The following is a 13622-nucleotide window of genomic DNA, read 5'->3' as shown; positions in this document are numbered from 1 at the left end:
TAAATTTATTTAGTATATGGAGAGGTAAAAGTTATGAAACAATATATAGTTATAGGGTGTGGAAGATTTGGATCTTCAGTAGCCACAACTATGCATCTTTTAGGTCATCAAGTAATGGCTATAGATAAAAGTGAAGAAATAATTCAGAACATAGTTGACAAAGTTACTCATGCAGCTATAGTAGATGTTACTGATGAGCAAGCTCTAAGATCAATAGGATTAGGAAACTTTGATGTAGCTATAATAGCAATAGGAGCTGATATAAGAGCATCTATAATGGCAACACTTATAGCTAAAGAAATGGGAGTATCTCAAATTGTATGTAAAGCAAAAGATGAATTACAAGCAAAAGTTCTTTATAAAATAGGAGCTGATAGAGTAGTATTCCCAGAAAGAGATATGGGAGTTAGAGTTGCTCATAATTTAGTTTCAGATAACATATTAGATCATATAGAACTAGATCCAGAGTATTCTATAGTAGAAATAGTTACACCAACTAGCTGGGTAGGAAAAACTCTAGTTGATTTAGAATTAAGAGCAAGATATGAAATAACTGTACTTGCTATAAAAAATGGTAAGAGTATAAATGTAACACCAGCACCAGATGAAGAACTTAAAGCAGGAAGTATATTAGTTGTGATTGGTCAAAGTAGCAATATAAGTAGTATTACTTCTGAAAATAAAGATATAATTAGGAGAAAGTAGTTATGTCTATGATAATAACAGCTAAAGATAATGATAAAATAAAATACACAAAGTCTTTATTAAAATCAAAAAATAGAAATAAAGAATCAAAATTTATAATAGAAGGATATAGAATATTAACACTTGCTATAGAATGTAGAGCTAAGTTAGATTACGTATTCATAAATGAAGATTTTGAAAAAAAGCAAGAGCATAAAGAATTTTTAGAAACACTTAAGAAAAAGGATATAAGAGTATACAAAACTACTAATAAAATTTTTGAAGATTTGACAGATACTGAAAATACTCAAGGTATAATAGGTGTGGTTAAATTTAAACAAAGGACATTAGAAAAAAATTTAACTGATGATAATAGGTTTGTATTAATCTTAGATAGAATACAAGACCCAGGGAACATGGGAACTATAATAAGAACAGCTGATGCAGCTGGAGTAGATGCAATAATTGCATTAAAAGGATGTGTAGATATATACAATCCAAAAGTAATAAGATCAACTATGGGATCTATATTTGATATGAATGTAATTCATGCTACTCAAGAAGAAGCATTAAGGATACTTAAGTTAAAGAAATTTGATATAGTATCTAGTTACTTAGATACAAATAATTATTACAATACAGTTGAGTATAATTATAAGACTGCATTAGTAATAGGTAATGAAGCTAATGGAATAAATGAAGAATTAGTATCAAAATCAGATGTATTGGTTAAAATACCTATATATGGCAAGGCAGAATCTTTAAATGCAGCAATAAGTTCTGCTATACTTATGTATGAGATAAAAAAATACTTGGTTTAAAAGTTGTTAATTATACATTTTATATGTTATAATTATATAAAAAAATATATTTTAAAATACAATGAAAGAGAAAAGTATTTTGAATTAACTTAACACAGAGAAAAGTATCAAGGCTGAAAGTACTTTATAAGAATTCAAAAGAAGTTCCCTCTGGAGTATTAAAGCTGAAATTAATAGTAGGCTTTAACGTTAAAACGCGTTAAGTTTATTTGAGGTGGTTTAAAATTTGTAATTTTAGACTACTAGGGTGGTACCGCGAAATAATAGTCTTTCGTCCCTAGGTTGGGATGAAGGGCTTTTTTTATGTGAATAAATAGTGAAAGGGTGATATATAGTGCAAGAAAAATTACTTAATTTACAAGAAGCCGCTTTAAATGAAATTAAAGATACTTCTAGTATAGAAGCTGTAGAAAGCCTAAGAGTTAAGTACTTAGGTAAAAAAGGTGAAATAACTGCTATTCTTAAAGAAATGGGTAAGTTATCAGCAGAAGAAAGACCAGTTATAGGTCAAGTTGCTAACAAGGTAAGAGAATCTATAGAAGGAAGTATATCTTCAAAGAAAGAAGAATTAAAAGCTATAGAAAAGCAAAAGAAATTAGCTGAAGAAGTTATAGATGTTACTATGCCAGCTAAAGCTGTTAAAGTAGGAAAGAAACATCCTATATCTCAAATAATAGATGAAGTAAGTGAAATATTTATGGGAATGGGATTCTCTATAGCAGAAGGTCCAGAAGTTGAAACTGTTGAAAATAACTTTGATGCATTAAATGCACCAATAGACCATCCATCAAGAGATATGAGTGATACATTCTATATAAATAGTGAATTATTACTTAGAACACAAACATCTCCAGTTCAAGTTAGAACTATGAAAGGTCAAGAATTACCTATAAAAATAATAGCTCCAGGAAGATGTTTCAGATTTGATGCTCCAGATGCTACACATTCACCAATGTTCCATCAAATAGAAGGATTAGTAGTTGGTAAAGATGTAACTATGGCTCAATTAAAAGGAACATTAGATATGTTTGTTAAGAAGTTATTCGGAGAAAATACGAAAACTAAATTTAGACCACATAACTTCCCATTCACAGAACCAAGTGCAGAAGTAGACGTTACTTGCTTTAAGTGTCAAGGTGCTGGATGTCCAATGTGTAAACAAGAAGGATGGATAGAAATATTAGGTGCAGGTATGGTTCATCCAAACGTACTTAGAAACTGTGGAATAGATCCAGAAGTTTATAGTGGATTTGCTTTCGGTATGGGTGTAGATAGAATAACTATGCTTAAATACGAAATAGATGATATAAGATTATTATTCGAAAATGATATGAGATTTTTAGATCAATTTTAATTAGGAGGGTTTGAATATGTTAGTACCTTTAAAATGGCTTAGAGACTATGTTGACATAGATATAGATACACAAGAATTTGCTGATATGATGACTATGACAGGTTCAAAAGTTGAAAAAGTAGATTTCTTTGGAAAAGAAACAAACGGAGTTGAAGTATGTAAGATACTTGAAATAGAACAACATCCAGATGCAGATAGATTAAAAGTTACAAAGGTTGAAGTTGCAAACGGAGAAATACTTCAAATAGTAACTAATGCTACAAATATAAAAGTAGGAGATTATGTACCAGTTGCTAGAATAGGTGCAGTATTACCTGGAGATTTCAAAATAAAGAAAGGTAAGTTAAGAGGAGTATTATCAGAAGGAATGTTCTGTGGTGCTGAAGAATTAACTATACCATCTGCATTTGTTGAAGATCATAAAAAAGATGGAATATATATACTAGATCATCAAGATTCATTTGAGTTAGGAATGGATGTAAGAGATGTTTTAGGAATAAACGATGCATTAATAGAATTTGAAATAACTTCAAACAGACCAGATTGTAGATCAATAATAGGTATAGCTAGAGAAGCTGCTGTTACTTTAGGAAAAGAATTAAAATATCCTGAAATAAAAGTTCAGGCTTGCGATGAAGAAATGTCATTTGAAATAGATATACAAACTGATTTATGTAAGAGATACTGTGGTAGAGTAGTTAAAGATGTTAAAGTAGGGCAATCTCCATACTGGATGCAAAGAAAACTTATAGAAGCAGGAATGAGACCTATAAGCAACATAGTTGATATAACAAACTACGTTATGTTAGAGCTTGGACAACCACTTCATGCATTTGATTTAGATGATATAAAATACAATAAAATGACTGTTAAAATGGCAGAAGAAGGTGAAAAGTTCACTACATTAGATGGTGTTGAAAGAACTTTAACATCAGATATGTTAGTTATAGGAAACCAAGATAAAACTTTAGATTTAGCAGGTATAATGGGTGGAGAAAACTCAGAAATAAAAGATACAACAACTTCTATATTTATAGAAGGAGCAAGTTTTGCTAAAGAAAACATAAGAGCTACATCTAAGAAATTAGGTCTTAGAACAGAAGCGTCTTCAAGATTTGAAAAAGGAATAGACATAAACTTAGCAGAAGAAGCTGTTAATAGAGCATGTCAATTAATAGAAGAGTTAGGATGTGGTACAGTTCTTAATGGAATGCTTGACTATTATCCACAAAAAGAAGAGGTTCAAAAAGTAACTGTTAATCCAGTTAGAATAAATAAATTATTAGGTGTTAATGTACCTATGGACCAATTCATAAATATATTAGAAAGCTTAGAATTTAAATGTAATTTAGTATCTTCTGAAGTTTTAGAGTTAGAAGTTCCAACATTTAGATTAGATATAACTGAAGATGCAGATATATTAGAAGAAATAGCTAGAATATATGGATATGACAATATACCATCTGCAAGTTTAGAAGGTAATGCTACTGCAGGTGTAAAAACTGAAAAACAAAAGTTTATAGACAATGTAAAATCTAACTCTATAGCTTGCGGATTAAATGAAATATTAACATATTCATTTGTAAGCCCAAGAGGTGTAGATAAAATAAATCTTCCAGCTGATGATGAAAAGAGAAACTTTGTTAAAATAATGAACCCATTAGGTGAAGAAACTTCTGTAATGAGAACTACTTTAATACCTAATATGTTAGATGTTATATCTACAAATATATCTCATAAAGTTGAAGAAGTATCTGCATTTGAATGTGGAAATACATTTATACCACAAGAAGGATTACCAATAGAGACTAAGAAATACTGTGTAGGAATGTACGGTAAAGAAGTAGATTTCTTCGTGTTAAAAGGAGTTATAGAATCTGTACTTAATAATGTAGGATTAAAAGGTTATGAAATAGAGCCAGAAACTACAAATTTAACATTCCACCCAGGAAGATGTGCAAAAATAGTGTATAATAATATATATATAGGAACTTTTGGAGAATTACATCCAGATGTTATAGAAAACTACAACTTAGGACAAAGAGTATATGTAGCTGAAATAAATATAGATACAGTATTTGAAAACTTAAACTTAACTAAGTCATACAATCCATTACCAAAATATCCATCTACATCTAGAGATATAGCATTAATAGTTAAAGATGAAGTATTTGTTAAACAAATAGAAGATATAATAAAAGCTAATGGTGAAGATTTAGTAGAAAGTTATAAATTATTCGATGTTTACAAAGGTGCTCAAATAGAAGAAGGGCATAAGTCTATAGCATATTCTATAACATATAGAAGTAAAGATAAAACTTTAACTGATGAAGATGTAGCAAAAGTACATGAAAAGATATTAAGTGAGCTAAGTGAGAAATTAAACGCAAACTTAAGATCAAACTAACTAACGTAGGGGGCGTGTTAGTATGAAGGAAATGAATAAAGTTATAGTAAAAATTAATGGTTCTGAATATCCAATGGTAGGAGAGAAATCTGAACAACATATGTTAAATGTAGCAAGATATGTTGATGAAGAAATTAAAAGAATAAGTGAAGCAAATCCTAAATTAAGCACATCAGTATTAGCTATATTATCAGCTGTAAATATAGCTAATGAACTATTTGAATGTGGCGAGGAAAATGACAAACTATCAAAAGAAAACGAAGAACTTAATAAAAAGGTTGGTACTGGTGAAGAAGAATTAAAATTAGAGATGAAGAAATTACAATTATCTCTACAAGGCAAAGCAAAAGAAGAAGAAGACTTAAAGACAAAGATAGATGAGTTGAATAAGTTAATTGAAGAGCAAAAAAGTAAAATTTTTAAATTAGAAAGTGATATTCAATCTAAAGATAAGCAAATTGAAGAGTATAAGGTTGAAGTTAATGAACTTAAAGATTTAACTAAAATTGCTGAAGAAAAAGCTAGAGTTGCTGAGCAAATGTCTTCTAAATTCCAAAATGACGCATATAGAGTACAATTGGAAAAGATAGAGATTGAAAATGAATTAAAATTTTATAAAGCAACTAGATAAAAAATAAATTAAGCCTTCAGGGGAACCTGAAGGTTTTAATTTTAGTATTTAAGGTATATTATATAGGTAGTATAAATATGCCTTGAAGGAGGACAATATGAGAGATGTAGAATTATTAGCACCCGTTGGGTCTTTTGAAGCATTAAAAGCTGCGGTACAAAATGGGGCAAATGCAGTATACCTTGGAGGAAAAGATTTTGGAGCAAGAGCATCTGCAAATAACTTTGATAGAGATGAATTAAAAGAAGCTGTAAAATATGCTCATATAAGAGGTGTACAAGTTTTCGTAACTACAAATACATTAAGAAAAGAAAATGAAATAGAAGATTTCTTAGAATATGCAAAGTTTTTATATGATATAGATGTAGATGCAATAATACTTCAAGATATAGGTATGGCTAGACTTATAAAAAGAGAATTACCTGATTTTGAATTACATGCAAGTACTCAAATGGTTGCACACTCATTAGAAGATGTTAAATATTTAGAAAGTGTAGGATTTGATAGAGTAGTACTTGCGAGAGAAGTTACAGTAGAAGAAATTAAGTATATATGTGACAATTGTAAAGCAGATATAGAAGTTTTTGTTCATGGAGCATTGTGTGTATGCTATTCTGGACAATGTTTAATGAGTTCTATGATAGGAAATCGTTCAGGTAACAGAGGTAGATGTGCACAACCTTGTAGACAAAGATATGAACTGATTGATGTATACACAGGAGAAGTTGTAAATAGCAACGGAGATTATCTACTAAGTCCAAGAGATTTAAATGCAATAGAAGAAATTGATAAAGTAATAGATGCAGGAGTACATTCTCTAAAAATAGAAGGTAGAATGAAAAGACCAGAGTATGTTGCAACTGTTATAGATGGATACAGAAAAACTATAGATGAATATTTAGCTACAAATAAATTAAATGTTTCAGATGAAACAATAAATGATTTATATACAATATTTAATAGAAAATTCACTAAAGGATTATTACTAGGTGATGTTGGTAAGGATATGATGAACTCACAACTTCCAAACAACCAAGGACTATATGTTGGTACAGTAGTAGATTATAATAAAAAAGCAAAAAGATTAAAAATAAAACTAGCAAATACTCTTAAAAAGGGTGATGGTATAAACCTTGGCGGCGGTACTATAGGTAGAATAATAAAAAATGGAAATATAGAAACTATAGGATATAAAGGTGAAACTATAGAGCTTGACTTTGTTGGGGAAGCTAGAAAAGGACAAATAGTATTTAAAACATCAGATAGTGAACTAATGGATAGAGTTCAAGCTACATTTACACAAGATAAAGAATTTGTAAAAAATATAATTGATGCAAAAATTACTATAAAATTAGGTCAAAAGCCAATACTTACATTAAAAGATAGACATAGTAATGAAGCCACTATAGAAGGTGATAAAATAGTTGAAGAAGCTATGAAGGTTGCTTTAAGTAAGGAAAAAGTAGAAACTCAACTAAGAAAACTTGGAAATACACCTTATGAATTAGACTTATTAGAAATTGAATTAGATGATAATGTTAGTTTACCAATAAGTTTACTAAATCAAATGAGAAGAGATTGTATTGAACTTTTAGATAAAGAAAGAGTAAGTATAAAAAATAGAAAATATAAAAATAAAATAGTTAAGTATAAGCCAGTACTATATAATAGAAATAAACAACAGGAAATTTCTGTTAAAGTTAAAAACTTAGAACAACTAGAAAGTGCATTAGAATGTGGTGTAGATAGAATATATTATGAAGATACTAACACAATAGATAAAGGTATGAGTTTAGCTATGAAGTATAATAAAAAAGTAATATACTCAGCACCTAGAATAATAAGAAATAAAGAATATAATCATTTAGCAAAAGCTAATAATGCAGGTGTAGAATCTGTACAAGTAGGAAACTATGGTTCAATAGATTACTTTAAAGATAAAAAATTAAACATAGATTACTACTTAAATGCATTTAATAGTGAAACTATAAATTACTATAAAGAAATAGGTGCAGATACTTTATGTATATCTCAAGAGTTAAATATAAACGAGATAAAAGAAACAATAAAGTACACTGATATAAATATAGAATCTGTAGTATATGGATATACTCCACTTATGATAACAGAATACTGTCCTATGGGAGTAATTGTTCGTGATTGTAAAAAGGATAAAAGAGTTGCTAAATGTAAAGAAAGTATATATGCATTAAGAAATTCTAAAGGTGATGAATTTAGAGTTTCACAAGATATATTCTGTAGGAGTACAATATATAATTCAAATGTAACTTGTATGCTAGACAACTTATATGAATTACATGAAATAGGTATAAATGTACTTAGATTAGACTTTACATTAGAAGATAAAGAGACTGTTAAAGAAGTTATAGAAGCCTATCAAGAAGTTTTATCTAATGATTATAAATTAGCAACAAAAGCTACTAAACTTTATAATAAATTAGATGAAAAGGGTACAACAGCAGGTCATTACTACAAAGGTGTAGAATAATAAATCATATTCTAGTGCTATAATATGTAAAATTGACTATATTAAGCAAATATGATAATATTACAAAATAATAAAAGTTAAATAATGCTCTGGGTATAAAATTATCCAGAGCATTAATAATTTAAAAATGAAGAAATTTAAAAAATGACATTTTGAAATATTTCGCCCACGCAGTGGCTCAAGCAACGGATGTGACCGAAATGCTTCGCCAACATGTTGATCAAAGTGGTAGCGAGTGTCATATCGTTGGCGATATGAGCGTAGCGAATTTTTTATTAAAATAAATTCTATAAACAATGAAAGAGAGACTTAAATATGAGCAAAAAAGCATTTATAGGAAGAAAATTAAGAGAAGCTAGAATGTATAGAGGTAAAACAATAGATGTATTAGCTAAAGAAACTAATATAAATAAAAAAGATATAATTGCATTTGAAGAAGATAAATATAAACCAACATTAGAAAATGAAATGAAGCTATCAAATGCACTAGGATTTCCAAGAGAATTCTTTAAATATGCAGACAATATAAAAATGACTATAGATTCTACACATATAAGACCAGAATGTACAATACCAAAAGTAGAGCAAATAGCTTTTAAAGAAAAATTAGCTATGACTCATAGGATATTAACATTTTTAGAAGGGTATATCCAATTCCCACAAATGAATATACCAACTGATTTAAATAAAAATGAAGATATAGAAGAGTTAGCAACTAAGGTAAGAAGATACTGGAATTTAGGGGATGGCATTATAGGTAACATGTTAACCTTACTTGAGATAAATGGAATGATAGTATCTGATGCTAATATAAACAAAAAAGGAGCCTTATCATTTAGTCAAAAACAAACTGTAAATGGAAATAGTAGATACTTTGTATCTTTAGGTAATGATAAAAAATCAGCATGTACAAGAAACTATGATTTAGCATATGAATTAGCATATATCGTAGCAACTGAGGCAAATATACAGTCAAAGAAATTTTCTAAAGATGAATTTGCTTGTGCGTTTTTAATGCCTAAAGAAAGTTTTATACAAGATTTAAAAATGGTAAATGACTTAGAAGATTATGTTGAATTAAAGAAAAAGTGGATAGTTCCAATATCAGCTATAATATTAAGATCATATCAATTAGGTGAAATAAGTTACAAAAAATATATGTACTTAATGAATGAAATGGATAAAAAGGGATGGTTAAAGAAAGAGCCCCTAGAAGAAAATATAAAAGCTACAAGTCCGATGCTATTAAAAAAATCTATAGATGTATTAATAGATAATAATATAATAAGTAAGGCTAGTTTAGTAATGAATTTATCAAATTGGGGATTACACTTAAATCAAGATGAAGTAGAAGTATTATTAGGATTTAAAGAAGGAAAGTTAACTACAGAAAGAAATACTATAAATAACAAAAAATCAAAGGTTACAAAAGTTAACTTTAAATCTAAAAAAAGATAATTAAACACTTATATAGTAGTAAGAGTTTTTTATGAATAAAAAAATTATAGGCATAAGTTTATTTATATTAATAATAACTTCATCTATATTTGGTTGCAGTAAATTTCAAGAAAATAATGATACTAATTTAAATAGTATAGATAAAGATAGCATAAATCCTATATCAAAAGATACAGCTATAAATATATTAAAGGCAGAGTATGGAGATAATATATTAGTTGAAGATAAGGATATAAAATTAATAGGAGATTTATATTTCATAGATGTTTATGTTGAAGTAGTAGATAGTGATGATGGAAGTCATGAAACACATACACATAGACAAAGCCTAGGAAATATAAAGATAGATAAATATACTGGAGAGATTATAACAGAATAGATATAAATTATATAAAAATAAATGAGCTATTTGCAAATTAAATTTGCAGATAGCTCATTGTTATGTTTAACGAGAAACGTATATATTAATATTGATTCATACCTTTTAATATAGCAACTAAATAATCCCAAGTACGTTTAGTAGAAGATATATTTAAATGCTCATTAGGCGTATGAACTTCAAACATATCAGGTCCAAGAGATATAGCTTGTGCATGAGGCATTTTATCTAATAATAATCCACATTCAAGACCAGCATGTATAGCCATTATAATTGGCTTTTTACCAGTTAATTTTTCGTAAGTTTCAACACATATTTTTTCTAATTTAGAACCTTTAGCATACTCCCAAGCTGGATAATCACTATCTAAAATTAATTTTCCATTTAAGTTTGTAGCAAGTAGATCCATTTTATTAGTTATATCATCTTTTAATGTTTTTACAGAACTTCTAACAGCACACTCAAATGTAACTGAATTTTCAGTGGTATGAACAACACCTAAGTTTGTTGAACTTTCAACAAGACCTTCTATATCCATACTCATAGTTTGTATTCCATTAGGTATTAAGTTTAGTAAACTAATTACATTTGTTTTTGTTTTATCATCAAATACTTTATCAACAGTAGTTTCAGTACATTCTATATTTATGCCTGGGTCAGAAGTACTGAATTCATGTTTAAATGTATTCATTATTTCATTTATACAATTTTTAGTTTTTTCAACATCATTTTTATCTACAACTATTATAGCTTCACACTCACGAGGTATTGCATTGTTTTTAGAACCACCTTGAATTTTAGCTAAGTCGTAATCAATACATAATAAATTTAAAAGTCTTCCCATTAATATATTAGAATTGGCTCTTTGTTTTATTATATCAATTCCAGAGTGTCCACCAAGTAATCCTTTTATTTCTACTAATAAAGGTTGTTTATTAGAATCAATATTAGTATACTCAGCATTTAGTTCAGATAATGCAGTAACTCCACCAGCACAACTAACTAGTAAATATCCTTCTTCTTCAGAGTCAAGATTTATTATGTATTGACCTTTTAATAGAGAGCCATCGAAAGCCATAGCGCCACTCATTCCAGCTTCTTCATCAGTCGTTATTAAAACTTCTATAGCAGGGTGTTCTAAGTTATTAGATGCAAGTACTGCCATTCCCATAGCTACAGCTATACCATTGTCAGCACCTAGAGTAGTTCCAGTTGCATATATCATATCATATTCAACTCTTAATTTTATAGGATCAGTAACAAAGTTATGGTCGGTATCTTTATTCTTTTCACAAACCATATCCATATGTCCTTGAAGTATTACACCAGGACAATTTTCATACCCTTTTGTAGCAGGTTTTCTTATTATTATATTAAGAGTATCATCTTGTATAGTTTCAAGGCCTAAATCCTCACCAAACTTTTTTAGATAATCACTTATAGCTTTTTCATTTCCAGAACCACGAGGTATTTGAGATATTTCTTCAAAATATTTGAAAACAAGTTCAGGTTGTAATCCATTTAAAACATTTTCCATAAAAACAACTCCTTTTAGATTAAGTTAAGATAGATATTTAAAAAATAGTAAATAATATTTTTATATCACAAATAAAGTATCATTATGTATAATATAAAATAGCCATATAAATAGTATAATACAAAATGTGTAAAATACACATAGTAAAATAGAAATAAAAAAATGAAAATTTAAGGAGGCATTATGAACCAAAAATCGCTGAGAGTTTTAGAATTCAATAAAATAATTGAATTATTGAAAAGTAAAGCTTCATCTTCGTTAGGTTTAAAATATATAGAAGAGTTAGTTCCAAGTTCAGATTTTGAAGAAGTTAAGTATATGCAGCAAGAAACAAGTGAAACGCAATCAATACTTACTAAAAGAGGATATGTTGGATTACAAGGAATACATGATATAGAAGATAAAGTAAAAAGAGCTGGGGTAGGAGCAAGCCTTGATCCAGGAAGTTTAATAATGATAGCAGATACTTTAAGAGCTGCTAGAACATTAAGAAATAGTCTATCAGGTAGTGATGAAGAAGATTTTAATTATCCAATAATACAATCTTTATCAAATGGATTATATGCATATAGAGAGATAGAAGATGCAATATATAATGCAATAATAAGTGAATTAGAAATATCAGATAATGCATCATCAACACTTAGAGATATTAGAAGAAGAATAGTTCAAAAGAATCAATCTATAAGATCTAAATTGAACTCTATAATATCATCAACTACATATCAAAAATATTTACAGGATGCAATAATATCAGTAAGAGGAGATAGATTTGTCGTTCCTGTAAAAGCTGAATATAGATCTCAAGTTGCAGGGATAGTTCATGATCAATCTTCATCAGGAGCTACATTATTCATAGAACCTATGAGTATAGTTGATATGAACAATGAACTTAGACAATTAAGGCTTAGTGAACAAGAAGAAATAGAAAGAATACTTCAAGAATTATCAGCTATGGTTGGTGAAGTAAGTGAAGATTTAATATCAAATCAAGAGATACTAGGTAGACTTGACTTTGCTTTTGCAAAAGGTAAGTTATCAATGAAAATGAGAGGTGTAGAACCTACATTAAATAAAGATAAGTTTATAAATATAAAAAATGGTAGACACCCATTATTAGATAGAAAAACTGTAGTACCTAATAGTGTGTATTTAGGAAGAGATTTTCATACTTTAGTTATAACTGGGCCAAATACAGGTGGTAAAACTGTAACAATAAAAACTGTTGGATTATTTGCTCTTATGACTCAAAGTGGGCTTCATATATCCGCAGATTATGGAAGTAGCATGTGTGTATATGACAACATATTTGCGGATATAGGTGATGAACAAAGTATAGAACAGAGTTTATCAACATTCTCATCTCATATGACAAATATTGTGTCTATATTAAAAGATGTAACTGAAAATTCTTTAGTTATATTTGATGAATTAGGTGCAGGTACAGATCCTATAGAAGGTGCAGCACTTGCTATAGCAATACTTGAAGATGTAGCTATGGCTGGAGCTAGATGTATAGCTACAACTCACTACACTGAAATAAAAAATTATGCACTTACTAAAGATGGTGTAGAAAATGCTGCAGTTGAGTTTGATTTAGATACATTAAGTCCTACTTATAAATTATTAATAGGTGTTCCAGGTAAATCAAATGCCTTTGAAATATCTAAAAAATTAGGACTTAGTGATTATATAATAACTAGAGCTAAGGAATTTATAGATACTGATAATATAGAATTAGAAGACATATTACAAAGTGCAGAAAAAAATAGAATAAAAGCTGAAGAAGAAAGAATAAAAGCTGAGAAACTAAGGGAAAGTATAGAAAAACTAAAGATATAA

The 13622-nt window shown here is 28.6% G+C and carries 10 protein-coding genes and 1 other annotated feature; of the genes, 9 read left to right on the top strand and 1 reads right to left on the bottom strand.

The genetic code is table 11. From position 1 onward, the window contains the following. The first annotated feature begins 33 nt into the window (after positions 1 to 33). The 8 genes from Q5F54_RS00345 to Q5F54_RS00310 all read left to right on the top strand — a co-directional run bounded on the left by Q5F54_RS00345 (position 34) and on the right by Q5F54_RS00310 (position 10243). The gene (locus Q5F54_RS00345; RefSeq protein WP_071119400.1) at positions 34 to 705 is read left to right on the top strand and encodes a TrkA family potassium uptake protein; all 672 of its coding nucleotides are present in this window, start codon (positions 34 to 36) and stop codon (positions 703 to 705) included. Positions 706 to 707: 2 nt separating this feature from the next. Further along, positions 708 to 1505 carry an RNA methyltransferase gene (locus tag Q5F54_RS00340; protein WP_281537333.1) on the top strand — a complete coding sequence of 266 codons (798 nt, stop codon included), beginning with the start codon at positions 708 to 710 and terminating at the stop codon, positions 1503 to 1505. 52 nt (positions 1506 to 1557) lie between these two features. After that, positions 1558 to 1787, top strand: a binding site (T-box leader). A 52-nt stretch (positions 1788 to 1839) separates the two neighbouring features. Beyond that, entirely contained in the window at positions 1840 to 2859 is a 1020-nt protein-coding gene (pheS, locus tag Q5F54_RS00335; protein ID WP_277230796.1) for a phenylalanine--tRNA ligase subunit alpha, read from the top strand. 16 nt (positions 2860 to 2875) lie between these two features. Continuing rightward, positions 2876 to 5266, top strand: a complete 2391-nt coding sequence (pheT, locus tag Q5F54_RS00330) for a phenylalanine--tRNA ligase subunit beta (RefSeq protein ID WP_288525425.1) — start codon at positions 2876 to 2878, stop codon at positions 5264 to 5266. Positions 5267 to 5288: 22 nt separating this feature from the next. After that, on the top strand, positions 5289 to 5897 hold the full coding sequence (gene zapA / locus Q5F54_RS00325) for a cell division protein ZapA (RefSeq protein WP_083334993.1): 609 nt from the start codon (positions 5289 to 5291) through the stop codon (positions 5895 to 5897). A gap of 97 nt (positions 5898 to 5994) precedes the next feature. Then, positions 5995 to 8406: a DUF3656 domain-containing protein gene (locus Q5F54_RS00320; protein WP_288525423.1), complete on the top strand. Its 2412-nt coding sequence runs from the start codon at positions 5995 to 5997 to the stop codon at positions 8404 to 8406. A 315-nt stretch (positions 8407 to 8721) separates the two neighbouring features. After that, the gene (locus Q5F54_RS00315) at positions 8722 to 9864 is read left to right on the top strand and encodes an XRE family transcriptional regulator (protein ID WP_288525422.1); all 1143 of its coding nucleotides are present in this window, start codon (positions 8722 to 8724) and stop codon (positions 9862 to 9864) included. A gap of 31 nt (positions 9865 to 9895) precedes the next feature. Next, entirely contained in the window at positions 9896 to 10243 is a 348-nt protein-coding gene (locus tag Q5F54_RS00310) for a PepSY domain-containing protein (RefSeq protein ID WP_071119405.1), read from the top strand. Between the two features lie 85 nt (positions 10244 to 10328). Here the strand turns inward: Q5F54_RS00310 and Q5F54_RS00305 are convergent, their stop codons facing one another. Continuing rightward, complete coding sequence (locus tag Q5F54_RS00305; RefSeq protein ID WP_281537330.1) at positions 10329 to 11780, bottom strand: aminoacyl-histidine dipeptidase; 1452 nt, start codon at positions 11778 to 11780, stop codon at positions 10329 to 10331. 183 nt (positions 11781 to 11963) lie between these two features. Between Q5F54_RS00305 and Q5F54_RS00300 the strand changes: the two genes are divergently transcribed. Beyond that, complete coding sequence (locus tag Q5F54_RS00300) at positions 11964 to 13622, top strand: endonuclease MutS2 (RefSeq protein ID WP_302333861.1); 1659 nt, start codon at positions 11964 to 11966, stop codon at positions 13620 to 13622.

This window comes from uncultured Romboutsia sp., assembly GCF_958366745.1.
GTDB lineage: Bacteria > Bacillota > Clostridia > Peptostreptococcales > Peptostreptococcaceae > Romboutsia > Romboutsia timonensis.
The sequence above is the reverse complement of the archived record's forward strand: the minus strand, read 5'-3'. Positions and strand labels throughout refer to the sequence as shown.

Coding starts and splice junctions, on each gene's coding strand:
- pheT (WP_288525425.1), top strand. CDS start 2,876: ATGTTAGTACCTTTAAAATGGCTTAGAGACTATGTTGACATAGATATA.
- Q5F54_RS00305 (WP_281537330.1), bottom strand. CDS start 11,780: ATGGAAAATGTTTTAAATGGATTACAACCTGAACTTGTTTTCAAATAT.
- Q5F54_RS00315 (WP_288525422.1), top strand. CDS start 8,722: ATGAGCAAAAAAGCATTTATAGGAAGAAAATTAAGAGAAGCTAGAATG.
- Q5F54_RS00340 (WP_281537333.1), top strand. CDS start 708: ATGTCTATGATAATAACAGCTAAAGATAATGATAAAATAAAATACACA.
- Q5F54_RS00320 (WP_288525423.1), top strand. CDS start 5,995: ATGAGAGATGTAGAATTATTAGCACCCGTTGGGTCTTTTGAAGCATTA.
- Q5F54_RS00310 (WP_071119405.1), top strand. CDS start 9,896: ATGAATAAAAAAATTATAGGCATAAGTTTATTTATATTAATAATAACT.
- Q5F54_RS00300 (WP_302333861.1), top strand. CDS start 11,964: ATGAACCAAAAATCGCTGAGAGTTTTAGAATTCAATAAAATAATTGAA.
- Q5F54_RS00345 (WP_071119400.1), top strand. CDS start 34: ATGAAACAATATATAGTTATAGGGTGTGGAAGATTTGGATCTTCAGTA.
- zapA (WP_083334993.1), top strand. CDS start 5,289: ATGAAGGAAATGAATAAAGTTATAGTAAAAATTAATGGTTCTGAATAT.